A 24,291-nucleotide genomic window follows, 5' to 3' on the forward strand; every position below is an offset into this window, starting at 1 on the left:
TATGAAAGTAAATACAGGCCATCTAACCTATTGTACCAATATTCATGCAGGCAAAAACTGGAAGGAAGATTTTAATGCATTGCAACAGAACTTTCCTGCTATAAAACGAACAGTTGCCCCAAATCAGCCATTGGGCCTGGGATTAAGACTCTCTCATGAAGCCAGTCTGGAATTAAGGGATAAGGAAATCTTACTTCAATTTAAACAGTGGTTAACAGAAAATGAGGCCTATTTTTACCATGAATGGCTTCCCTTATGGAGACTTTCATCATACCATTGTTAAAGAGCAGGTGCATACACCGGATTGGACTACAGATGAGCGTAGAGATTATACCATTAGATTGTTTCATATTCTGAAAGCACTATTACCAGAAGGTATGGACGGAGGCATTTCTACTTCCCCACTTAGTTACAGACATTGGTTTAAAAACGATGCCGATTTAAGCGCGGCAAAGAAAGCGGCAACACTAAACATCATTACTGTGATCAGGGAACTCATTGCCATTCATCAGGAGAGCGGACAACTCCTCCATCTTGATATTGAGCCTGAACCGGACGGGATATTGGAGACAGGAAGAGAATTTATCGATTGGTTTCAAAACGACCTTTTGTCATTTGGAACGCCAATTCTTGCAGGACAACTTAATATTTCAAAGGAGGAAGCTACATCCCTTATAAAAAAACACCTCTGCCTGTGCTATGATGTTTGCCATTTCGCCATTGGTTACGAAAACCATAAAGCTGTATTGACTGAACTGGAACAAAAGGAGATCGGTGTTGGCAAGATCCAGATCAGCGCCGCACTGAAAGCTAATTTAAGTGGTTCACCAGCAGAAAGAGCAGCTATAAAAACCAGTTTCTCCACCTTCAATGAACCCACCTATTTACACCAGGTTGTTGCCTTAAAAAAGGATGGTTCATTAATCCGGTACCCCGACCTGCCCCAGGCACTTGAAGATGTTGACAGCAAAAATATTGAAGAATGGCGCTCGCATTTTCATGTACCCATTTCAATTCAAGAAATCGGATTACTACAGTCTACTCAAGACGATATTACTACCCTGCTTGAGCTACAAAAAAGCAAACCTTTCACCAACCACCTGGAAATAGAAACCTACACCTGGGAGGTTTTACCTGAGCAATTAAAATTACCGATTGCCCAATCGATCAGCAATGAGTTAAACTGGGTAATTGATACCTTGGCATAGATACAATTTGTTTAAGATGAAGAAAACTGTAGTCATAGATGTTGTTGGATTATCGGCTAACCTGATTGGAAAACATACGCCATTTTTAGAACAGTATATTAAAAATAAAAAGCTGAGTACAATAGCACCCATGCTACCTGCAGTGACTACAGCAGTACAATCTACCTATCTAACAGGCAAACAACCTTCCACGCATGGCATCGTTGGTAATGGTTGGTATGATGAAACCGATGCAGAGATTAAATTCTGGAAGCAATCAAACAAGCTGGTACAGGCTGAGAAAATCTGGGACCAGGCAAAAAAAGAAAACCCCAACTTTACTTGCTCAAACATGTTTTGGTGGTACAATATGTATTCGAATGCTGACTATTCAGTAACACCACGACCAAATTACCTTGCTGATGGTAGAAAAATACCTGACTGCTATTCTGAGCCGGCTGAGTTACGCGATATTTTACAAGAAAAGCTTGGTCAGTTTCCCTTATTTCAGTTTTGGGGACCTGGCGCAAATATAAAGTCTTCCCAATGGATCGCTGATGCATCGATGTTAACGGATCAAATGTACGACCCTACTTTAACCCTGATTTATTTACCCCATCTGGACTATTGTCTGCAAAAATTTGGCCCCGATTTTAATCAAATTGGTAAAGAGTTAACCGAAATAGACTCCCTACTCAAGGAATTAATTGGATTTTACGAAAGCAAAAATGCAAATGTGATTATCCTTTCCGAATATGGCATTACCCCAGTAAACACACCTGTTCATTTAAACCGTGTTTTTAGAGAGGCAGGCCTATTGCAAATCCGTACAGAACGCGGGCTGGAGCTATTAGACGCTGGGGCTTCAAAAGCATTTGTTGTTGCCGATCACCAAATCGCTCACGTTTATATCAATGATTCATCTGTAACAGAACAGGTCAAAAGTATACTTGATCATACCCCGGGCATTGCGTTAATTTTAGATGAAGAAGGTAAAGGAAACCATGGAATAAACCATGACCGGGCCGGAGACTTTGTTTTGGTTGCTGAGCCGGAAAGCTGGTTTACTTATTACTTTTGGCTGGATGATGCCAAAGCTCCTGATTATGCAAGGTGTGTTGACATCCATAAAAAGCCGGGTTATGATCCGGTCGAAATGTTTATGTCATCTAAACCAAGGGCAGCTTATAAATTATTGAGAAAGAAAGCCGGGTTCAGATACATCATGGATGTAATTCCACTAGATGCAACACTGATCAAAGGCTCTCACGGCAGCGTGAATACCGCTCCGGACTTCCACCCCGTTTTAATTACCAGCCCCGAATTAAACTCAGAAAACATGCCTGCAACCGGAGTTTATGATGTGATCTGGAAAGCTTTATGCCTTTCATCCTGACAAAAAACGTCTTATCCTGATCATAAACAGCATTTTATTATATAAAGAATATTGTTAAGTTTGATTTTGTTAACACCAAATAAAACCAAATGAGTTCAAGAAGGGATTTTATTAAAAAAGCAGCAATATTATCCGGTGCAATGGGCTTGCCCAATGTAATTCCGATGTCTATTCAAAAGGCTATGGCCATTAGCGCCGATCCAGGCAGTACCTATCTGGATGCCGAACATATTGTTTTTTTAATGCAGGAAAATCGCTCTTTCGATCACATGTTTGGTAAACTTAGAGGCGTACGCGGCTTTAACGATCCCAGAGCCTTTACCCTTCCTGACAAAAATAAAGTATGGTTACAAAAGGATGATGCGGGGAATACCTACGCACCCTTCCATGTTGATATTAATAAAACTAAAATCACCTGGCAAGGTGGATTACCTCATTCCTGGAATGACCAGGTCGCGGCACGTAATAAAGGACGCTATGATAAGTGGATACCCGTAAAAAGTGCCATGTCCTTAGGTCATTATGACCGGACTGATATCCCTTTTTATTATGCTATGGCAGATGCTTTTACCATTTGCGATCATCACTTCTGTTCGTCCTTAACTGGTACAACACCTAACCGCTTGTTCTTTTGGTCCGGAACCATCAGGCCTGAGCAAAATGGAAATGCTACTGCAGCCGTAAACAACTACCAGGCCGAATCCAGAAAAGATGTTTATGTAGATTGGCATACTTTTCCTGAGCTTTTAGAAGACAATGACATCAGTTGGAAAATCTATCAAAATGAGCTATGGACTTCCGACATAAAGGGCGAGGGTATAGACAGTTGGCTAGGAAACTATGGTGACAATGCCCTCGAATATGTTAAACGCTACAATGTTAAGCTATCTGCCTATTTTAGAAAGAATGGCGACAATACAACAACTCCACCTTTAAGTGCAGAACAAGTAAAAGCCAAATATGATAAGCTATCATCGAAAGAAAAAAACCTTATAGATAAAGCTTTTGCTACGAACATTAATGCAGAGAATTACCTGAACCTAGCTCCTTTTACTTTTAAAGATGATAATGGTCAGGAGCAAACTATTTCCATTCCTAAGCACGATATATTTCATCAATTCCGATCCGATGTGGATACCGGAAAATTACCTACTGTCTCCTGGCTGGTAGCCCCCGAAAAATTCTCTGATCATACCAGCTCACCTTTATATGGCACCTGGTATGTTTCTGAAGCAATAGACATCTTAACCAAAAACCCTGAAGTATGGAAAAAGACCATCTTCATCCTTACCTATGATGAAAATGACGGTTATTTTGATCATATCCCCCCCTATGTTGTACCTAAACCAAGCGATACCGATACCGGAAAAGTTTCTCCACAGATTGACGTAGCTGTAGATTATGAATTGAAAAAAGATAGTCCAATTGGACTTGGTTATAGGGTACCGATGCTCATTGCTTCTCCCTGGAGCAAGGGTGGATATGTAAATTCCCAGGTATTTGATCATACTTCGAGCCTGATGTTTTTAGAGCATTTTTTAAGTAAGAAAAAGGGTAAAACTATCAGGAGCAATAACATTAGTAGCTGGAGACGGGCGATATGTGGAGATTTAACTTCTGCTTTTCGGCCTGCCAATGGGAATCAACTGGACATCCCCCCGCTATTAAACAAAGCTGATGTTTTAATCAACATCACCAATGCCAGAAATAAACCTGCACAGGTTAAACCTAATCCCTTATCGCAGGAGGATATAGAAAAAATCAATACAAATCCTCCTTTTTCGCCTTTATCTCCGGCTGCAATGCCTCAACAGGAGAAAGGTACAAGGCTGGCCTGTTCACTTCCTTATGAGTTATTTGCAGCTTGTAACCTGGATGCAAAAAGAGAAAATCTTGAACTACATTTTGAAGCAGGGAAAGGGAACTTTGGACAAAAGACTATACCTGTTGGAGCTCCATTTTTGCTTCATACATCAAATATTTATAAAGGTATTGCAGGTAAAACCTGGAATTATGCTACCATAGCTGGCGACAAGATATCCGATAGTTTAAAATTGGATTCTTTTAAAGACAACAATTATGACCTAAATGTTAATGGTCCAAATGGTTTTTTCCGCCGATTTAAAGGCAACAAAAATGATCCTGCTATAAATATTGATTGTTTATATGAAAAGACAGGCACTTTAAGCAAAAAACCAAGTGGTAACATTGAACTGCTTCTTGAGAACAAAGGAAACAAGGTAGTCAAGTTAGAAATTACTAATAACGCTTATAAGAATAACCATCCAAAGCATATTACACTAGCCCCTTTACAAAGATTAAAGGTTCAAATAAACTTGAAAAACAGTAATTCCTGGTATGATTTTACAGTAAAAGTGGCCAATCACACAGGATATAGCAGGCAATTTGCAGGTCATGTGGAAACTGGAGAGGCTTCCATTACCGACCCATTTATGGGCGGCCTGTTGTAAAGTACAGGAAAAGCCCTATAAAATGGCTCTCCCTGTACAATTGTATCATTTATTTTTCCGTTACACGTATATCAATCCGGCGATTTTGTGCCCTACCCTCAGGTGTATCATTACTTGCAACCGGGTGTTCCGGACCATAACCTTCAGCGCTTAAACGCTTAGCATCTATGCCCATTTTCACCAATTCATGCATGGCAACATTAGCCCTTTCATCAGATATTTTTTTGTTTACGGCTGCGTCACCGGTATTATCTGTATAGCCTCCGATTTTTAGCTTTACATTTGGATAAGCTTTTAAAATCGCATCTATATTTTTTAGCTGTTCTTGCGACTCCGGTTTCAATACACTTTTACCGGTTTCGAAATATAGCCGATCAAAAGTAAACCAGGTGGTTTTATCAACAGGTTTATTTTTATCTTCAATAAACGATAACAACCTGCTCTCTACTGAATTTTCAGCCACTTTTATTTCTGTACCATCAGGAAGCTTTTTAGTCATCATAGCTCCTAAATCCCGTACATAATCTCCGGCTTCATTTAATTTACCCGTAATAGCACTTCGCGCAGAATCTACCTCGGCTTTCATTGCATTGGTTGCCGAATCCATGGTACTACCCATGGAGTCAACTTTAGAAGTTAAATCACCCATGGTATTTTCTACTTTCGGACTGTTACACCCTGTTCTTCCCATTAACCACCAGCCTGCTGCCAGAATAATGAGTAAAGGGATCAACCATTTAAAAACACCCCCGGTTTTAGGCTCCTTAACCACACCATAATTTACATGTGGCACTTTAGGTACGTCTACTTTAGGCAAATCCACCTTAGGCATATTTAAATCTGGCATTTTGATATTGTTCACCCCTAAAGAATCACTTAAACCTTGTGGCAGGGCAGCGGTAATATCATCCTTCCTTTCGAAAATTTTACCTATTAAATCAGAAACACTCCATCCTTTAGTAGCCATTAATTTCGAGATATAACCCGTAATTAATGGAACAATCATGGCGAGTAACCCAACAGATTTAGCGGTACTTAAACCACTTGATGAAGAAACAGCCCCGGTTACTGCATCCGAATCTTTGCCGAATAAACCACTCAACATAGACTTTCCTTTCTCCAATAAGTCAGCATGATCACCATTTAATATATCTGCGGGTTTACTACCTCCAGCAGTATTATTTACACCAGAAAACAGCTTACCCAGAAATCCAAAATCTCCACTAGCTCCATTTTTTAGGATACCAGCGAAAACGGCAGGCACCCCTGCAGAAATACCGGTTTTCACCTGATCTTCGGTTACACCTGCTTTCTGGCTTAAAGAGGAAATGACATCACTGCCCATTTCATTCTTTATCATTTCAATTAAATTCATCTTTATAGTTTTAGGTTAGAAATTTCAAACAAATGCTAATTATAGGAACATAACAATCACAGCAATAAAAAGTTTAACGAGCTACCGAAAGTTGCCTATGCGCCTGATAATTAAACATAAGCCTAGGGGCATTTAAAAACACTTCAATCTTTCATTCTAAAACCTTAACTTTGCATCCTTAATTTTTTGAGATACTTGATTGATGTATAGGGAATTTAAACAACTAGAATTAGCTAAAATAGGTAAAGAGATACTTGATTTTTGGAAAGCGGAAAACATCTTTGAAAAAAGCATTTCGAGCCGTCCAAAATCCAACCCTTTTACTTTTTATGAGGGACCACCTTCTGCGAATGGAATGCCAGGCATTCACCACGTGATGGGAAGAGCTATTAAAGATATTTTTTGCAGGTATAAAACCCTTAAAGGTTACCAGGTAAAACGCAAAGGTGGCTGGGATACGCATGGATTACCAATTGAACTTGCTGTTGAAAAAAAATTAGGTATTACAAAAGAAGATATTGGTAAAAAAATATCTGTTGATGATTACAACAAAGCTTGTAAACAGGAGGTGATGAAATACACTGATGTATGGAATGACCTGACTGAGAAAATGGGCTATTGGGTGGATCTTGAAAATCCTTATGTAACTTACGAAAACGATTATATTGAAAGTCTTTGGTGGATACTAAAATCCTTTTATGATAAAGGCCTTTTGTACAAAGGTTATACTGTTCAACCCTATTCTCCGGCTGCAGGTACAGGCTTAAGCTCACATGAGCTGAACCAACCCGGCACCTATAAAATGCTGAAAGATACTTCTATCACAGCTCAGTTTTTCCTTAAAAAGGATCAGCAGCATCCTTTGATGCCAGTACTTGTGGAAAATGAGGCCGAAGATACAGCAATATTAGCCTGGACAACTACTCCCTGGACTTTACCATCTAACTGTGCTTTGGCAGTTGGTGACAAGATCAAATATGTAAAGATTAAAACTTTTAATCCTTATACATTTTTGCCTGTAAGTGTTGTACTAGCCAAAGATTTACTGAGTAAACACTTTAAAAAAGAAGCTGAAAATATTTCTTTTGAAGACTACAAAGGTGGCGACAAGTTACTTCCATGGACAATTACTGCTGAGTTTACCGGTAAAGACCTTGTTGGCTTGCATTATCATCAATTGATGCCTTATGTAACCAATGCTGACCTTGAAAAAAATGCTTTCCGCGTAATTGCTGGTGATTTTGTAACCACAGAAGATGGTACCGGTATCGTACATACTGCATCTATATTTGGTGCAGACGATTTTAGGGTAGCTAAAGAGAATGGCGTGCCTTCGGTACTGGTAAAAGACGATAAAGGCAACGAGCATCCACTAGTAAACAAGCAGGGTAAATTTGTTGATGAAGTAACAGATTTTGCCGGTCGTTATGTTAAAGAAGAGTACTATAGCGATGAAGAGCGTGCTGCAGCCGATTTTAAGCCAACAGATGTACTGATTGCCATCAAATTAAAAGAAGATAATAAAGCATTTGACGTTAAGAAATACGAACACAGTTACCCACACTGCTGGAGAACCGATAAGCCAATTCTTTATTACCCGTTAGACAGCTGGTTTGTTAGAACCACCTCAGTAAAAGAAAAAATGGTGGCGTTAAACAAAACCATCAACTGGAAGCCTGAGGCTACGGGCACAGGTCGTTTTGGCAACTGGTTAGAAAACCTGGTAGATTGGAATCTTTCTCGCTCCCGCTATTGGGGTACACCACTTCCAATCTGGCGTACTGCTGATGGACAGGAAGAGAAATGTATTGGTTCAATCGCTCAGTTGAATGAAGAGATTGCCAAAGCAGTAGAAGCAGGTTTTATGCCTGTTGGCTTTGAATTGAAAGATATGCACCGCCCTTATGTGGATGATGTATTCTTAGTTTCTGCCAATGGCGAAAAAATGACCCGTGAAACAGACCTTATTGACGTTTGGTTTGACAGTGGTGCAATGCCTTATGCACAATGGCACTTCCCTTTCGAAAACAAACTACAGTTTGAAAAAGCTTATCCTGCCGACTTTATTGCCGAAGGTGTAGATCAAACCCGTGGTTGGTTCTTTACTTTACATGCCATCGCGGTAATGTTAAGCGAGAGCAGCGACGAGATTAAAGCAATAAATGAGCGTCTGAAAAATCCAGGTGTAGCCTTTAAAAATGTTGTTTCCAACGGATTGGTGCTGGATAAGAATGGCAATAAAATGTCCAAACGCCTGGGTAATGGCATCGATCCTTTTAGCACTATAGAAACCTACAGTGCCGATGCTACACGTTGGTACATGATTAGTAATGCATCACCTTGGGACAACCTGAAATTTAATATGGATGGTTTGGACGAAGTTCGTCGTAAATTCTTTGGTACACTTTACAATACCTACGCTTTCTTTGCCCTTTATGCCAATATTGATAAATTTCAGATCAACAGGTTTGAGATGACCCCGGTAGAAAACCGCAGCGAACTTGACCGTTGGATTTTATCATTATTGCAAACACTGATTGCAGAAGTAGACGAAAGCTATAATGCTTATGAGCCTACCAAAGCAACCAGGGCTATTCAGACTTTTGTGGATGAACACCTAAGCAACTGGTATATCCGTTTATCACGCCGCCGTTTCTGGAAAGGTGAAATGACCACAGATAAAAAAGCAGCTTACGAAACATTATACACCTGCATCATGAGTGTAGCACAAATGATGTCGCCGGTAGCTCCTTTCTTCTCCGACTGGTTGTTCCAGAATTTAACAGCCGGTGATGAATTTAACAATTTTGAGTCCATCCACCTTACCCCATGGTACGAGGCTGACCCTAAGTTAATCGATACAGAGTTGAATGAGAGAATGCACCTTGCACAGGACATTTCATCAATGGTTTTATCATTGCGTAAAAAAACAAGCATCAATGTTCGCCAGCCTTTAGCTAAAATTTTAATTCCGGTACTGGATAATAAATTTGCAGAAAGAGTAGAGCTGGTAAAAGAGCTGATCTTATCAGAAACCAACATTAAAGCAATCGAGTACATCACTGATACTGCGGGTTTTATCAAGAAAAAGATCAAACCAAATTTCAAGACCTTAGGCCCTAAAGTGGGGAAAGATATGAAACTGGTTGCTGAAATAGTGAACAATATGAGCCAGGAAGAACTGGCAAATTTTGAAAATACCGGAAAATTTTCGGTTAGCGGCACGGATTATGTGATTGAGCTGAGCGATGTAGAAATTATTGCTGAGGATATCCCCGGATGGCAGGTAACCAATATGGGCAACTTAACTGTGGCTCTTGATGTTTCAATTACCGAAGAGCTTAAACAGGAAGGCTTATCACGTGAATTGATCAACAGGATCCAGAACTTAAGGAAAGAGCTTAATTATGAAGTGACAGACAGAATAACGGTGACTTTACAAAACCATAACCTGATAACCGAAGCAGTGGCACAAAATAAAACATACATTTGCTCGGAAATTTTGGCAGATAATATTAACTTAACCGAGACTTTAGATAACGGATACAAAATAGTAATCGATGATGTTGAACTACAGATTTTGATTGCACAACAATAATTTTATTATGGAAAAAGAAAAAACAAGGTATTCTGACAGTGAATTACAAGAGTTTAAAGAGTTAATCCAGGAAAAATTGAGAATGGCAAGAGAAGAATTTCTTGACCTGACCAACTCATTAAGCAGCCCTAACTCTAATGGAACTGAAGATACTTCTGGAACCTATAAAACATTGGAGGATGGTTCGGCAACATTAGAAAAAGAGCAATTGAACCAACTGGCAGCCCGTCAGAAAAAATTCATAGAGAATTTAGAAGCCGCATTGGTGCGCATTGAGAACAAAACTTATGGCATTTGCAGGGAAACTGGCAAATTAATCCAAAAAGAACGTTTACGTGCAGTTCCTCATGCCACTTTAAGTATGGAAGCTAAACTGAAGCAATCATAATGAAAGGCTATACAAAACCTTTATTAGTTATTTTCCTAGTTTTGCTTGCAGACCAGCTTTTAAAAACATGGATAAAGACCAATATGTACCTTGGTCAGGAATTCAAAATCATCGGCAATTGGTTTATCATCCATTTTACGGAGAATAATGGAATGGCCTTTGGATTAGAGTTTGGTGGTGAATTTGGTAAGCTGGCTTTATCTTTATTCAGAATTGCTGCAGTTGCCGGAATTGGCTATGGCTTATGCTATCTGATCCAGAGAAAATACCACAGAGGCCTGATTTTAAATGTCGCTTTGATCTTTGCCGGTGCACTGGGAAACATTATCGACTCAGTCTTATATGGTAAAATATATGGTTATGCAACCCTATTCCATGGCCGTGTAGTAGACATGTTTTATTTCCCACTATTACAGGGTGTTTTCCCTAAATGGGTACCCATATGGGGCGGCGAGGATTTTATCTTCTTCAGACCGGTATTCAACATCGCTGATGCCGCAATATCTGTTGGTGTAATCCTGATCCTTGTTTTTCAGAAATCGTACTTCAAAGAAGAAGTCGTTGAAGAAATAAGCCCTAATAATGAGATGGTTGAAGATTAATTGATCATATTTTGAAGTATTGATATGGAATTGAGCTAAAAGTTCATCTATATATCAAATACACAAATGAAAAATATCACATTATGAAAAAGTTATTAAGCCTTGCCATTGTTGCCTTATTTAGTTTAAGTGCTATGGCGCAACAAGTGGATTTACGCAAGAAAATCAATGTTAGCGGGTCTGCTGAAACTGAAGTTACACCTGATATTATTTATATCAGCATCTCTTTAAAGGAATACCTTAAAGATGGTAATAGCAAGAAAAAAGTAGACATCACTACACTTGAGAATGAGTTGTTTACTGCAGTACAGAAAGCAGGTTTAGAGAAAGAGAATTTGACCATCAATAACCTTTCCAGCTACACAGTGGCTGCAGAAAAAAAGAAAAATCCTGACTACCTGGCCAGCAAACAATATCGTTTAAAAGTTAGCGATTTGAACAAATGGAATGCTATTATTGGCAATGTAGATCCTAAAGGTGTAGCTTATACCAATATCGACAGCTATGATTATTCGAAAATTGAAAGCTTAAAAAAAGAGCTTAAAATTAAAGCATTATTAGCAGCTAAAGAAAAAGCAACCTATCTGGTTCAAGCGCTTGGAGATAAACTAGGTAGTGCGATAGACATCCAGGAAATAAATAACGAATCTTTTGCCAGACCAATGTATGCAAACGTAATGATGAAGTCGGAAAGTGCGGATATGGCCGGGGCCGGTGCTCAGGATATTGATTTCAAAAAGATAAAATTAAACTACCAGATGAATGTAGTGTTTGAAATTAAAGGTATCTGACCTATAGAGTATACAGTTTTATAAAAAAAACAACGAAAAACCTATCAATTAATTTTGGTAGGTTTTTTGTTTTGTAAAAAAATACAAATCCATAACACCATGAAAAAATTAGTTTACACTGCAGCCTTAATCTTTACGCTAGCGATTGGTGCAAATACTGTATCAGCTTCAGACAAGACCAACAAAGCAGCAACAGAAATGACTGCCGAGCAAAAGGTTCAGCTTGAAAGGATTACTACCCGTGTAGAAGAGATCAGGGATATGGATAAATCAAATTTATCCAGAGCAGAGAAAAAAGAACTTCGCAAAGAGTTAAGAGAATTAAAATCACAAGCCCGTGCAATGGGCGGCGGCATTTATCTTTCCGTAGGTGCAATCATTATCATCATCTTATTGTTAATCATTATTCTATAGCATTATTAACTAACCTATATAATACAATTATTAACTAACCCTAACATCTACCTGTTAACAACAAAAAAGCTTCCTTTAGGGGAAGCTTTTTTGTTATATCAAACTTACACTACATCCTTAATCTTCAGCATCTGCATGTAGTGTGTTTTTATGATCTTCAGGTCTATAGGAGGCCTGCAACTCGGCCAGTTTCTTTTTGCCGTAAGCTAATCTGGTGATGAGTACAAACAATACAGGAACAATAAATATCGCAAGTAAGGTTGCCGACATCATCCCTGCTGCTACTGTCCACCCAATTGTTTGACGAGAAACAGCACCTGCACTAGAAGACAAAATCAATGGAATAACACCAAGTATAAAAGCCACAGAAGTCATGATAATTGGTCTAAGCCTTAATCTTACAGCTTCTATCGTAGCTGCAATAAGTTCCATGCCCCAATCCACCCTTTCTTTGGCAAATTCTACAATTAAAATTGCGTTCTTTGCAGACAAACCAATCAAAGTGATCAAACCCACCTGAGCATAAATATTATTGTCGAGTTTAGGCAGAAAAGTCAGTGCCAGAATAGCTCCAAATAGTCCAAGTGGCACAGCGAGTAAAATGGAGAAGGGAACAGACCAACTCTCGTACAAGGCTGCCAACAGTAGAAATACAAAGACAATAACGAGTGTAAAAATCATAATCGTACTATTTCCAGCCTCCGTTTCCTGCAAACTTAATCCGGAGAAATCATAACCATAATTCGCAGGTAGGTTTTGTGCTGCAACTTCCTTTAATGCCTTTAAGGCATCCCCTGAGCTCCGTCCTGGTTTTGCAGATCCCCCGACTTCAATTGAACGAAAAAGATTATAATGACTGATGATAGATGGATTTTCTATCACTTTATAAGATACCATAGAACTCAATGGAACAGAAACACCTGCCGAATTTTTCACGTAGAGGAAGCCAAGATTTTCAATTTTTGCGCGATAATTCGTATCGGCCTGACTAACCACCCGGAAGTTTCTGCCATACTTGGTAAAGTCATTGATATAGCTACTGCCCAGATATGCTGAAATACTCTGATAAACCGCTCCAATAGATACCCCCATCTTTTTTGCCTGATCCCGATCTACATTAACCTTGTAATTTGGCGTTCTTGTATTAAATAATGTATAAGCCATTCCAATTTCAGGCCGTTGGTTAACAGCAGCAAGGTATTTATTTACATTCGCTTCAAATTCTTTAATATCTCCCGTTTGCTTCTCCTGTATCTCGAGGGTAAAACCACCGCTAATACCCAATCCGGGTATGGGTGGAGGAGCCACAACGATTACATTCCCTTCTTTATCTCCCATAAAAGATTTAGAGATGCCTGCCATAATGGTATTAACATCCTTTTTCCGATACTCCCAGTTTTTAAGCTGGACAAAGAAAGTGCCTGCATTAGATTTAAACGAACTGTTAAGAATGTTAATGCCACTAAGAGAAGTGATGTTATCTACCTCCGGATATTTTGTCCGGATAGTATCTGTAATTCTTTTAATGAAAGCATCTGTACGTACTGCTGCTGCACCTTCAGGTAAGGTTGCTCCTATTAAAAAGATACCGGCATCCTCATTTGGAATGAAACCTGTAGGTTTTTTCATGAATAAACCACCTGTACCTAAATAAATACAGAGCAGGATAATCATCACTAGCGGGGCTGCTTTTAAAGCTTTTTTTACCCCCATCGAATAGTTATGTGTAACTTTAGCAAACCATCTATTAAATTTAAAAAAGAACTTGTTCATTCCCTTTGAATTCTTATCCAGCTTCATTGGTTTTAAAAGGATAGAACAAAGTGCAGGTGTAAGAGATAATGCAATAAATGCCGAAAGCAATACAGAAACTGCAATGGTGATGGCAAATTGCTGGTACAACTTACCAACCATACCGGGAATAAAGCCTACAGGAATAAATACAGCCGCCAGGATCAATGCAATGGCGATTACGGGCGCCGTAATATCATTCATTGCCCTTCGTGTAGCTTCGGGTGCCAGCAAGCCGTCGTGATCCATATAATGCTGCACAGCCTCCACAACAACAATGGCATCATCTACCACAATACCTATGGCCAGTACAAAACCGAACATAGTTAAAACATTAATAGAGAAACCAAAGAAAGTAAAAAAGATAAATGTACCAATGATAGACACCGGGATAGCCAAAACAGGAATAAGTGTGGCTCTCCAGCTTTGAAGAAAGAAAAATACCACCAGAGTAACTAAAATAAGGGCTTCAATCAATGTATGCACCACCTCATTGATAGAAACCTTTACCACAGTAACAGTCTCATATGGAACTTTGTAGTCAAGATCTTTAGGAAAAGCCTTTTTTAGTTGTTGCATCACCTTATCAATGCCATCAGCTGTTTGCACAGCATTCCCTCCCGGGCTCTGGTAAATGGCCATTAAAGAAGCAACTTTACCATTCACCTTTGATTTTAAAGCATAACTAAAAGCACCCAATTCTACCCTTGCCACATCTTTAAGATAAACTGCAGAACCATCACTATTCGTCTTAACCACAATATTTTTAAACTGATCTACCGTATTCAAGTCACCATCAAGAAGAACAGAAAATTCAAATGTCTGATAATTGTGTTGCGGTGGGCCACCAACACTTCCACCTGGAATTCTGGTATTTTGTTCCTGAATAGCCGCAGAGACATCAGCTGGGGTAAGACCCAATGCGGCAAGCTTATTCGCATCCAGCCATACACGCATACTAAAGGGCTGACCAAAAGCCTGAACATCACCAACTCCTTTAACTCTAAGGATAGCGTCTTTTACATAAAGATTCACGTAATTGGATATAAACTTATCATCGTAAGTCCCATTTGGCGAGTATAAGCCCACAACCATCAAAATATCGCTGTTAGCTTTCTTGGTCGTTACCCCTAAACGGGTAACCGCTTCCGGTAAAGAGGGTTCCGCAATCCCCACCCTATTCTGTACATCTAATGCAGCAACATCTATATTTGTCCCCACATCAAAAGTAACGGTAATGGAAGATCTGCCATCCGAGGTACTATTGGATGATAAATATTTCATCCCAGGCGTACCATTAATCTGACTTTCTATAGGCGTGGTTACTGTTTGCTCTACTGTTTGTGCATCAGCACCTGTATAATTACCTGAAACAGTAACCGTAGGCGGAGCAATAGTTGGATACTGACTGATGGGCAAAGTTGTGATGACAATAACGCCAATTACAACAATTAATATGGATATTACGATGGCCGTAACCGGGCGTCTGATAAATACTTCTGAGATCATAAGCTTGAAATTCTATTAAAATTTTACAACTGCACCCGGACGTAAATTTTGCGCGCCATCTGCAACAATCACTTCTCCCGCCTTTAACCCGTCTTTCACCACCACATTGCTACCAAATTGCCTACCCAGCGTTACAATCCGCTGTTCTGCCTTACTGCTGTCGCCAACCACAAACACATGAAATGACCCCAACTGCTCAGACACGGCTTTATAAGGAATGACCAGTTGATTTTCAACAGACTTATCCAGAACCAAAAGATTTACTGTCATACCGGCAACCAGCTTACCTAATTCATTAGGATAACTGACTCTCACTTTTATAGTCCCTGTTGTTGGATCAACGGCCCGATCAATTGTCAAAACTCTTCCCAGACGTTTATAAATACTCCCATCCTGTAATTGCACACTAAAAAGAGAGTCTTTTATAGCCGCAGGATTATTTTTCATATTGATGAATCTTGGGATCTCGCTTTGATTTACTGCAATATCTACGGCAATAGGATTATTGGTCGACACGGTATTTAAAAGTGTAGAACCGGCAGTAACCAAAGCTCCCTGTTTTACCTGTGATATACCAATAGTACCATTCAGCGGTGATACGATAACCGAACGTCGCAAATCGTCGTTTGCAGCAGAAAGATTAGCTTTTGCCGCAGCAACCTGGGATTCAGCATTCGCAAGATCGGTAAGGGCATAATCAACACGTTGCTTAGCGATGGCATCCGCGGCAGCAAGCCTCGTATAACGATCCGCATCCTTTTTAGTCTTATCACGATTGGCCTGAGCCACCTCTACATTTGCTTTTGCCGAATTATAGGCTGCCAGATACTTGGTACGGTCAATTTCGTAAAGTTTCTGCCCTTTAGTTACTTTCTGACCATCCTTAATATAAATTGTGGTAATATAGCCACCTACCTGCGCGCGAAGCTCAACCTGATCTAATGCTATAACCACCCCCGGATAGGTATCGACTGTCGTTACCGGTTCGGCAGCAACAGTGTAAGGCGTTACAGGAGTTGCCGGTGGTGGGCCTCCCTGCTGTGCAGTTTTATTGCCACCACCACATGATGCTAAAGAAATGGACCCTAGTATAACAATGCCTAATTTTATGTGATTAACCGTATTCATTTGCTTATTGGTTTACGATAATTGTTCCTAATGCCTGTTGTACATCTAATTTTGAAGAAAGAAGACTGTATAATGAATTTAAATAGTTAAGTTGTGTGGTACGCAGGTCCGTTTCTGCAGTCATCAAATCAAGATAAGTCTTAATCCCCTCATCATATTGTTGCTTAATGATATTATACACCTGTTTAGAAAGTTCTACATTGGCAAATGTTGTTTTCCAATCGTTCAGATTAGCCTTATAGGTTGCTATAGCCTGCTCATATTGCGCATTGATCTGGTTTCGGGTATTGTATAAGTCCAGATCAATTCTCTTTTCCTGCAATTCAGATTTCCTGATCTCCTGAGTCCTTTTTGTTCCTTGAAAGATGGGAAGATTCAATGTCAGTCCAAACAAAGAACTTGGATAATTTGTGTTGTACAAATCCTTAAAGTTGTTATTCTGATAGTTCCAGTTATAATTTATAAATCCCGCAATAGTGGGCAAATAAGCCCATTTATTATAAGAGGTATTCAACTGTTGCAACTTCTTTTGCGTTTGCAGCAGTCGATACTCCACTCTATTCTCATAATTACGGGCTTGGTTAGTATCCAGCAAGACCTCATTTTCCATCCGCATTGTATCAAAGTTTAAGCTAATATCTTTATCAGAACTATATCCAATTAATTGCTTGAGGTAAGCATACTTATATTTCATCAGTTCTTCCGCCCTTTTTCGATCTGCTTTGGAGTTGCTTAAACTAATTTGTGCTCTTTGATAATCCGTTTTGTCAACCAGTCCAACGTCATATTGGGCATGAGAATCCTTAAATTGTTTTTCCAGACGTGCAATATTTTCATTGATGATATTTAGTTGCTCTTTACTTGTCAGTATATCAAAGTAGGCCTTGCTCACTTCAACAACCGTACTGATTTTAGCACTTTCGGTACTCTCTTTATATTGCAACCTGTAATATTTCGAGGCCTTGGAAGCCTGGATCAATCCCGCATCTAAAAACTTCTGATCTGCCTGTAAAGTCATGGCCGAAGTATACTTGGTGCCAACGATCAGTAAAGAAGTTTCACCATTAAAAGTAAGTGTACTTTGCTGTTGCTTAAGGTTGTAATTATAATTGGCACTACCGTTAATTTGAGGAAGCCAGCCCGACAGTGCAGACTTAATGTCCCGCTCACCGATTTCTTCATCTATCAATGCTTGTTTTACCCCTGGTTTATTAATCAATGCATAATGTATAACCTCCTGGAGAGATGCATTGCTGAGCACTTTATTATTGTCTCCTGTTTGCCCAAATACGACCGAGCATAACATAAATGGTAGACCAAGGAGAAACATTAAAATCGATCTATGTAGTCTCATATATTAAAAAATGAAGTAGAGTATTCTCAGCTAGCTCACTATAAACATATTAACTACAAATAAAACCTCAATAAGTTCTAATTTTTTGAATTATTAACTATAAACCAGGCAAAAAAAAAACGCCCATTATACTAATCAATTCAGTATAATGGGCGTATATTTCAACTACCTGTAAAACAAAGGCTTTAATCAATATATTCGAAGCCGGTATATTTTACCAAAGCTTCAGGAATCTTAATTCCCTTATCTGTTTGATTGTTCTCTAAAATAGCTGCGACGATACGTGGTAAGGCCAATGCGCTTCCATTTAAAGTATGTGCCAGTTGTGTTTTTCCTGCAGTACCTTTAAATCTTAACTTCAGTCTGTTACTCTGGTAAGTCTCAAAGTTAGATACTGAAGATACTTCTAACCAACGCTGTTGAGCTGCACTCCAAACCTCCATATCATAAGTCATGGCAGCCGTAAAACCCATATCTCCCGCACATAAACGAAGTACTCTGTAATGCAAACCTAGCTTTTGCAATAGGGTCTGAACATAGGCACTCATTTCCTCCAGCACCTGATAAGACTGGTCTGGATGAACGATCTGTACAATCTCCACTTTATCAAATTGATGAAGCCTGTTTAAACCACGAACATGCGCGCCATAAGAACCTGCCTCACGACGGAAACATGGTGTATAGCCTGTGTTTTTAACCGGTAACTCTTCTTCTTTTAAAATCACATCTCTATAAAGATTCGTAACAGGAACTTCTGCCGTAGGAATAAGATACAAATTGTCAATACCTACATGATACATTTGCCCTTCCTTATCCGGCAATTGTCCTGTACCGAAACCAGAAGCTTCATTTACAAGGTGAGGCACCTGCATTTCCTTATAACCTTCTGCTGTAGCATGATCTAAAAAGAAATTAATCAGTGCGCGCTGTAAACGTGCACCTTTGCCTTTATAAACCGGGAAACCAGCACCGGCAATCTTTGTACCCAGCTCAAAATCTATAATATCATATTTAGCCGTTAACTCCCAATGTGGTAATGCATTTTCTGTAACTGCAGCCGGCTCACCATGAACGTAAACAATCTCATTTTCTTCAGGTGTACTTCCTGCTTTAACCATATGATATGGCAGATTAGGCAGCTGTACAATCAGGTTATGCAGTGTAGCCTCGGCTGTAGTCAAATCCTCAGATAAATTTTTTATTTGCTCTTTATTAGCACTGGTTTCTGCTTTTAATGCTTCAGCCTCATCCTTTTTCCCATTACGCATCAACTCACCAATCTGTTTTGCGCTCGAATTTGCGATAGCAGAGAGATTATCTAATGAAGTTTGGAATTGTCTTCTTTCTTCATCGGTTTTAATAATTTCATCAACCAATTCTGGTTGCTTAAAGTTTCTTAAGGCTAAGCCTTCCAAAACTTTCGCTCTATTTTCGCGGATATAGTTAACTTGCAGCATTATTTATTTTTTTAAACAAAGATAATAAGAGTTATGTGTTATTAGTAACGAGTTGCGAGTTTTATGCAACTAAGGACTGATAACGATAAGTGATGAGTAAGCATTAAACTCTCAACGCATAACTCATAAACTTGAATATATAGCATGACGACCGGTAAACTTTTTCTTGTTCCTACACCCATTGGTAATCTGGAGGATATGACCTTTAGAGCCATACGGATCTTAAAAGAAGCTGATGTAATCCTGGCAGAAGACACCCGTACAAGTGCCCCAATGCTAAAACATTTTGGCATTGATAAAAAGGCATATTCACATCATCAGCACAATGAACACCAGGCGACTACAGAAATTATCCGCTTTTTAAAAGAAGGAAAAAATGTAGCCCTGATCTCCGATGCCGGAACCCCTGCCATCTCTGACCCTGGTTTTTTCCTGGTGCGGGAGACGCTGAAACATGACTTACCGGTAGAGTGTTTACCTGGTGCTACGGCATTTGTACCAGCACTTGTAAATTCAGGCCTACCCTGCGACGCATTCGTTTTTGAAGGTTTTTTGCCGGTAAAAAAGGGCAGACAAACACGTTTTAAAAAGCTGGCGGAAGAAGAGCGGACCATGATATTTTACGAAAGCCCACATCGCTTGCTAAAAACACTGGAAGAATTTGCACAGTATTTAGGTCCAGAAAGACAAGCTTCAGTAAGCCGGGAGCTAACCAAACTATACGAAGAAACTATAAGAGGTACATTAACAGAAATTAAATCACATTTTGAAAACAATATATTAAAGGGAGAATTTGTAATTTGTATTGCCGGCGCGGAAGAAGTAAAAAAGAAATCAAAATACGACAAGGATTAATTGGGTTCAATTTTTGATACCCTTATATAAAAAAGAAACATCATGATTTTAATAGATAGATTTTTAAGTGACGAACAAGATCCAAAAGCTGTTGAAAAAGTATTGGGTAAACTGAACGACATGCTCACCAACAACGAGGAACTCATTTATATGGCAGTACAGAAAAAACCTGCCGTAAACTTGCTCCCTGATTGTATTGCTGTAAGTAACAAACGTATTTTTTATTGTGAGCCCGGTAATTTCGGCATCACCATGAATTTCAAAGATATTTCCTGGAAAAGCATTAAGGAAGTTTCATTTAAAGAAGAGTTATTTGGCTCAAAATTCATTTGCGTACCTCAACATGGAGAAAACATCATTACTGAATATATCCCTAAAGTACAGGCGCGTAAATTATATCAGGCAGCTTATGAGCAACTGGAAAATTTCAAAGAGCAACAAAGACAAACAGAATTAGAGGAAAAACGTTCTTATCCTTCGCCGGTAACTGTGAATGCCGTTGCACCTGAAGCTGTTTCCGAAGAGCCTACTGCACACCCCACACAACCAACGGTAACAATTAACCATACGGAAGAGCCTGAAGACGAAACCACTTTAAAATTAAGAAAGCTAAAAAGTTTGTACGACAAACACCTGATTACTCAGGAAGAATATGAAGCAAAGAAGGCAGATATATTAGATAGCTTATAAGCAACGATTAATGAATTTTAAAAATACTGCCCCACTGGCCCTGTTAAGCGCATTTTTAATGTGGCTGGCGTGGCCACCCATCCCCTTTACTACCCCGCTCCTTCTAGTTGGCTTAGTACCCCTGTTAATTGCACTGGATAAAATCATCCTTAAAAAAGGAGAAAAAACAGGCAAAAAGGTTTTCCTTACTGCCGGACTAACTTTTTTAATTTGGAATACAGCCTCTATTTATTGGGTTTATAATGCCATCAGTGCAGTAAACAATCCGGTAGTATCGGCATTTGTATCCCTTATTCCTTTTGGTTTAGGCGCTTTATTAATGACTTTTGCATTCTGGTTGTACTATCGTTTGCAAATGGTAACCAACAAAAAAATTGCTTATGCAGGTCTGATTTCGTTTTATATAGCGATGGAATATCTGCACCAAAGCTGGGACCTTGCATTTCCATGGATGACGCTGGGAAATGGTTTATCCGGGATGCACCAACTGGCACAATGGTATGAGTACACCGGCGTTTATGGTGGTTCTGTGTGGATATTGCTAAGTAATATTTTAGCGTTTGAAGCTTACAAACGTTTTAAATCGGATGCAAAAGGCTATTTAAAACTAAGACCCGCAATGATTTGGACTTTGGTGGTTATACTACCAATCGGTCTTTCGCTAACAAAATACTACCAATACAAAGAAAAATCAATTCCTGTAAATGTAGTAACCGTACAGCCGAATATCGACCCTTATCAAAAATTTGGCAGCCTTTCTTCGACCGATCAGATGAGTATATTGACCCATCTTTCTGACTCTGTGGCACAACCCAACACCGAATATTTTATCTGGCCAGAAACAGCAATTCCCAGTGGAGTGAATGAGGATAGAATCCGAACCAATCCCGACTTCATAGCTGCGCAAAACTTTTTAGAAAAGTATAAAAATGGAACCATTATTACCGGTATAGAAAGCATAAAGTTGTATCAGGATAAACAAACATTATCTGCAAGAAAGTATGATAATGGCACTTATATTGATGTTTTTAATGGAGCTGTGCAAATAGAAAACACTGCTAACGTACAATTCTATCATAAATCAAAGTTGGTTCCAGGCGTAGAAAAGATGCCTTTCCCAGCTGCATTATCCATACTAGGACCTATTTTTGAAGGTTTTGGTGGTACTGTAGGCGGCTATGGCTGGCAGGATAAACCCGGTGTATTTTACGCCTACAGCGGCATCGGTGTTGCCCCGGTAATTTGCTATGAATCGATTTGGGGAAGCTGGATTGGAGAAGCGGTTAAAAACGGCGCTCAGTTCATCGCTATCATCACCAATGATGGTTGGTGGGGAAATACATCAGGTAAGGATCAGCACTTAATGTATGCACAATTACGAGCTATAGAAACTCGTCGCTATGTAGTACGGTCAGCCAATACGGGTATATCCTGCTTCATCAACCAAAAAGGAGATATTATAAAAAAGACCAAATGGTGGACAAGAGCCGCATTGAAGGCCGACATTAACTTAAATGATGAACTGACCTTGTACGTTAAAACGGGCGACATCATCCCTAAGTTTTTATGTGTAATAGCCCTATTCTTAGCTTTAGTTATTCCTTATAGGAAATGGACTAAGAAAGCTTAAGAAAGATATTTACCTACAATAGGCATCCTTCTGCCCATACCAAAAGCTTTAGGTGATACCCGCAGGATTGGTGGCGTTTGATAACGCTTAAATTCTGCGGAATTTACCATTTTAATAATCCTTCTAACCAATGCCTCATCAAATCCCTGTGCAATAATTGCCGATGAGCTTTGTTTTAATTCGATGTATTGAAACAAGATCTTATCAAGGACATCATAATCAGGTAATGAATCAGAATCCTTCTGGTCGGGTCTGAGTTCTGCAGAAGGTGGTTTAACAATAGAATTTTCAGGAATAACAATTCCATCTTTATTGATATAGTGAGCAAGCTGATATACCTGTGTTTTGTAAACATCACCAATTACACCTATTGCACCACACATATCTCCATATAGCGTTCCATAACCGACTGCACACTCACTTTTATTAGAAGTATTTAGCAAAATGTAGCCAAACTTATTAGACATCGCCATTACAATAACCCCCCGACACCGAGCCTGAATGTTTTCCTCAGTAAGGTTAAAAGGAAGTCCCTCAAATGCAGGAGCCATTATACTATCGAAAGCATCAGCTGCTTCTTTTATTGGAATAATCTCATGCTTACAACCGAAATTCTTTACCAGATCCAGTGCGTCCTGGATAGAATGATCCGAAGAGTATTTAGATGGCATCAATACCGCCATTACATTTTCAGCACCCAAAGCCCTGCAAGCCAATGCACAGACAACCGCAGAGTCAATCCCTCCTGATAGACCCAGAACGGCTTTTCTAAAACCAGACTTGGCAAAGTAATCCTTAATACCCAGTACCAAAGCCTCATAAATCTGCTCTATATCCGGCAGAGTCTGATGATGCATAGGCTCATATCCTTTGATGATATTGTCTTCAAATTCGTAGATACGTAGCTCCTCTGTAAAATAAGGCATTTCATCAATCAGGTTACCTTTAGCATCAAAAGCCAACGATCCCCCATCAAAGATAATCTCCGTTTGCGCACCCACCTGGTTTACATACAATAGTGGCAGGTTGTATTGCTTCGCATTATCCGAAAGCACCACCACACGCTCTTCATCGTGCAGATAAGAAAATGGAGAAGCAGCAATGTTAATCATTAGTTTAGGCTTTTGCCTAACCAACTCATCCATAGGAGAAGAAATATACAGCGGATTGTTATTGATGTTCCACAGATCCTCGCAAATGGTCACCGCAATTTTAATCCCTTTAAAATCTACGCACTCAAAATGACTGGCAGGTTCAAAATAACGGTACTCATCAAAAACATCGTAATTTGGAAGCAAAGCTTTTTTAACGACCCTTTTTAATTGCCCATCCTCTAGAAAATAAGCTGCATTATACAAGTCTTTACCTGCTAATACTTCGTTTTTAACAGGCAAGCCCACAATACAGGCAATGCCTATACAATGTTTAGCGATCTCCCCGGCTGCTTTCTCGCAAAGGTCAATAAACTCATCAAACTCCAGAAAATCGCGTGGCGGATAACCACATATAGCCAGTTCTGCAAATACAACCAAGTCTGCGCCCCTGGCTTTAGCCAATTCAATGTGCTCAATGATCTTGTTTGTATTGTATTCGAAATTACCTATATGGTAATTAAGTTGTGCTAACGCTATTTTCATTGTAGAATAAATTTATTT

General features: G+C 39.3%; 18 protein-coding genes. 12 read left to right on the plus strand and 6 right to left on the minus strand.

Translation table 11 applies throughout. From position 1 onward, the window contains the following. Window position 1 precedes the first annotated feature (1 nt). The 4 genes from P0Y49_19275 (at window position 2) to P0Y49_19290 (ending at window position 5,054) form a co-directional block, all read left to right on the plus strand. Window positions 2-283, plus strand: a complete 282-nt coding sequence (locus P0Y49_19275) for a hypothetical protein (GenBank protein WEK18918.1) — start codon at window positions 2-4, stop codon at window positions 281-283. Next, a complete protein-coding gene (eboE, locus tag P0Y49_19280; GenBank protein ID WEK18919.1) occupies window positions 222-1,208 on the plus strand; it encodes a metabolite traffic protein EboE in 987 nt (328 codons plus the stop codon). The genes P0Y49_19275 and eboE overlap by 62 nt, the downstream gene beginning before the upstream one ends. Before the next feature lie 16 nt (window positions 1,209-1,224). Then, a complete protein-coding gene (locus P0Y49_19285) occupies window positions 1,225-2,583 on the plus strand; it encodes an alkaline phosphatase family protein (GenBank protein WEK18920.1) in 1,359 nt (452 codons plus the stop codon). A gap of 89 nt (window positions 2,584-2,672) precedes the next feature. Then, window positions 2,673-5,054 carry a phospholipase C, phosphocholine-specific gene (locus P0Y49_19290; protein ID WEK18921.1) on the plus strand — a complete coding sequence of 794 codons (2,382 nt, stop codon included), beginning with the start codon at window positions 2,673-2,675 and terminating at the stop codon, window positions 5,052-5,054. Window positions 5,055-5,103: 49 nt separating this feature from the next. Here the strand turns inward: P0Y49_19290 and P0Y49_19295 are convergent, their stop codons facing one another. After that, the gene (locus tag P0Y49_19295) at window positions 5,104-6,429 is read right to left on the minus strand and encodes an OmpA family protein (protein WEK18922.1); all 1,326 of its coding nucleotides are present in this window, start codon (window positions 6,427-6,429) and stop codon (window positions 5,104-5,106) included. A gap of 202 nt (window positions 6,430-6,631) precedes the next feature. Between P0Y49_19295 and ileS the strand changes: the two genes are divergently transcribed. The 5 genes from ileS (at window position 6,632) to P0Y49_19320 (ending at window position 12,222) form a co-directional block, all read left to right on the plus strand. Beyond that, the gene (gene ileS, locus P0Y49_19300; protein WEK18923.1) at window positions 6,632-10,027 is read left to right on the plus strand and encodes an isoleucine--tRNA ligase; all 3,396 of its coding nucleotides are present in this window, start codon (window positions 6,632-6,634) and stop codon (window positions 10,025-10,027) included. Between the two features lie 7 nt (window positions 10,028-10,034). Beyond that, complete coding sequence (locus P0Y49_19305) at window positions 10,035-10,415, plus strand: TraR/DksA C4-type zinc finger protein (GenBank protein WEK18924.1); 381 nt, start codon at window positions 10,035-10,037, stop codon at window positions 10,413-10,415. Then, window positions 10,415-11,017 (plus strand): lipoprotein signal peptidase, encoded by a 603-nt coding sequence (locus P0Y49_19310; protein ID WEK18925.1) that lies wholly within the window; start codon window positions 10,415-10,417, stop codon window positions 11,015-11,017. The genes P0Y49_19305 and P0Y49_19310 overlap by 1 nt, the downstream gene beginning before the upstream one ends. Before the next feature lie 83 nt (window positions 11,018-11,100). Continuing rightward, window positions 11,101-11,808: an SIMPL domain-containing protein gene (locus P0Y49_19315; GenBank protein ID WEK18926.1), complete on the plus strand. Its 708-nt coding sequence runs from the start codon at window positions 11,101-11,103 to the stop codon at window positions 11,806-11,808. Between the two features lie 99 nt (window positions 11,809-11,907). Beyond that, window positions 11,908-12,222, plus strand: coding sequence for a hypothetical protein (locus tag P0Y49_19320; protein WEK18927.1), 315 nt, complete (start codon window positions 11,908-11,910; stop codon window positions 12,220-12,222). A 117-nt stretch (window positions 12,223-12,339) separates the two neighbouring features. Here the strand turns inward: P0Y49_19320 and P0Y49_19325 are convergent, their stop codons facing one another. From P0Y49_19325 to serS, 4 genes are all read right to left on the minus strand, one after another. Next, complete coding sequence (locus tag P0Y49_19325; protein ID WEK18928.1) at window positions 12,340-15,522, minus strand: multidrug efflux RND transporter permease subunit; 3,183 nt, start codon at window positions 15,520-15,522, stop codon at window positions 12,340-12,342. A gap of 15 nt (window positions 15,523-15,537) precedes the next feature. Then, the gene (locus P0Y49_19330; GenBank protein WEK18929.1) at window positions 15,538-16,650 is read right to left on the minus strand and encodes an efflux RND transporter periplasmic adaptor subunit; all 1,113 of its coding nucleotides are present in this window, start codon (window positions 16,648-16,650) and stop codon (window positions 15,538-15,540) included. 4 nt (window positions 16,651-16,654) lie between these two features. Beyond that, on the minus strand, window positions 16,655-18,004 hold the full coding sequence (locus P0Y49_19335) for a TolC family protein (protein ID WEK18930.1): 1,350 nt from the start codon (window positions 18,002-18,004) through the stop codon (window positions 16,655-16,657). Between the two features lie 185 nt (window positions 18,005-18,189). Further along, on the minus strand, window positions 18,190-19,461 hold the full coding sequence (gene serS, locus P0Y49_19340; GenBank protein WEK18931.1) for a serine--tRNA ligase: 1,272 nt from the start codon (window positions 19,459-19,461) through the stop codon (window positions 18,190-18,192). 144 nt (window positions 19,462-19,605) lie between these two features. Here serS and rsmI point away from each other — a divergent pair, with 144 nt between their 5' ends. Genes rsmI through lnt form a run of 3 tightly spaced genes read left to right on the plus strand, consistent with a single transcriptional unit; the run spans window position 19,606 to window position 22,636 of the window. Next, window positions 19,606-20,316 (plus strand): 16S rRNA (cytidine(1402)-2'-O)-methyltransferase, encoded by a 711-nt coding sequence (rsmI, locus tag P0Y49_19345; GenBank protein WEK18932.1) that lies wholly within the window; start codon window positions 19,606-19,608, stop codon window positions 20,314-20,316. Between the two features lie 42 nt (window positions 20,317-20,358). After that, window positions 20,359-21,006: a PH domain-containing protein gene (locus P0Y49_19350; protein WEK18933.1), complete on the plus strand. Its 648-nt coding sequence runs from the start codon at window positions 20,359-20,361 to the stop codon at window positions 21,004-21,006. A 10-nt stretch (window positions 21,007-21,016) separates the two neighbouring features. Beyond that, entirely contained in the window at window positions 21,017-22,636 is a 1,620-nt protein-coding gene (gene lnt, locus P0Y49_19355) for an apolipoprotein N-acyltransferase (GenBank protein WEK18934.1), read from the plus strand. On the opposite strand, the gene P0Y49_19360 is transcribed toward lnt, so the two are convergent. Further along, complete coding sequence (locus tag P0Y49_19360) at window positions 22,633-24,273, minus strand: NAD+ synthase (GenBank protein WEK18935.1); 1,641 nt, start codon at window positions 24,271-24,273, stop codon at window positions 22,633-22,635. The genes lnt and P0Y49_19360 overlap by 4 nt on opposite strands. Window positions 24,274-24,291: the final 18 nt, after the last annotated feature.

The sequence above is a fragment of the Candidatus Pedobacter colombiensis genome, assembly GCA_029202485.1.
Taxonomy (GTDB): Bacteria; Bacteroidota; Bacteroidia; order Sphingobacteriales; family Sphingobacteriaceae; genus Pedobacter; species Pedobacter colombiensis.

Coding starts and splice junctions, on each gene's coding strand:
- rsmI (WEK18932.1), top strand. CDS start 19,606: ATGACGACCGGTAAACTTTTTCTTGTTCCTACACCCATTGGTAATCTG.
- lnt (WEK18934.1), top strand. CDS start 21,017: ATGAATTTTAAAAATACTGCCCCACTGGCCCTGTTAAGCGCATTTTTA.
- P0Y49_19320 (WEK18927.1), top strand. CDS start 11,908: ATGAAAAAATTAGTTTACACTGCAGCCTTAATCTTTACGCTAGCGATT.
- P0Y49_19330 (WEK18929.1), bottom strand. CDS start 16,650: ATGAATACGGTTAATCACATAAAATTAGGCATTGTTATACTAGGGTCC.
- eboE (WEK18919.1), top strand. CDS start 222: ATGAGGCCTATTTTTACCATGAATGGCTTCCCTTATGGAGACTTTCAT.
- P0Y49_19315 (WEK18926.1), top strand. CDS start 11,101: ATGAAAAAGTTATTAAGCCTTGCCATTGTTGCCTTATTTAGTTTAAGT.
- P0Y49_19335 (WEK18930.1), bottom strand. CDS start 18,004: ATGAGACTACATAGATCGATTTTAATGTTTCTCCTTGGTCTACCATTT.
- P0Y49_19285 (WEK18920.1), top strand. CDS start 1,225: ATGAAGAAAACTGTAGTCATAGATGTTGTTGGATTATCGGCTAACCTG.
- P0Y49_19295 (WEK18922.1), bottom strand. CDS start 6,429: ATGAATTTAATTGAAATGATAAAGAATGAAATGGGCAGTGATGTCATT.
- P0Y49_19350 (WEK18933.1), top strand. CDS start 20,359: ATGATTTTAATAGATAGATTTTTAAGTGACGAACAAGATCCAAAAGCT.
- serS (WEK18931.1), bottom strand. CDS start 19,461: ATGCTGCAAGTTAACTATATCCGCGAAAATAGAGCGAAAGTTTTGGAA.
- P0Y49_19325 (WEK18928.1), bottom strand. CDS start 15,522: ATGATCTCAGAAGTATTTATCAGACGCCCGGTTACGGCCATCGTAATA.
- ileS (WEK18923.1), top strand. CDS start 6,632: ATGTATAGGGAATTTAAACAACTAGAATTAGCTAAAATAGGTAAAGAG.
- P0Y49_19360 (WEK18935.1), bottom strand. CDS start 24,273: ATGAAAATAGCGTTAGCACAACTTAATTACCATATAGGTAATTTCGAA.
- P0Y49_19275 (WEK18918.1), top strand. CDS start 2: ATGAAAGTAAATACAGGCCATCTAACCTATTGTACCAATATTCATGCA.
- P0Y49_19290 (WEK18921.1), top strand. CDS start 2,673: ATGAGTTCAAGAAGGGATTTTATTAAAAAAGCAGCAATATTATCCGGT.
- P0Y49_19305 (WEK18924.1), top strand. CDS start 10,035: ATGGAAAAAGAAAAAACAAGGTATTCTGACAGTGAATTACAAGAGTTT.
- P0Y49_19310 (WEK18925.1), top strand. CDS start 10,415: ATGAAAGGCTATACAAAACCTTTATTAGTTATTTTCCTAGTTTTGCTT.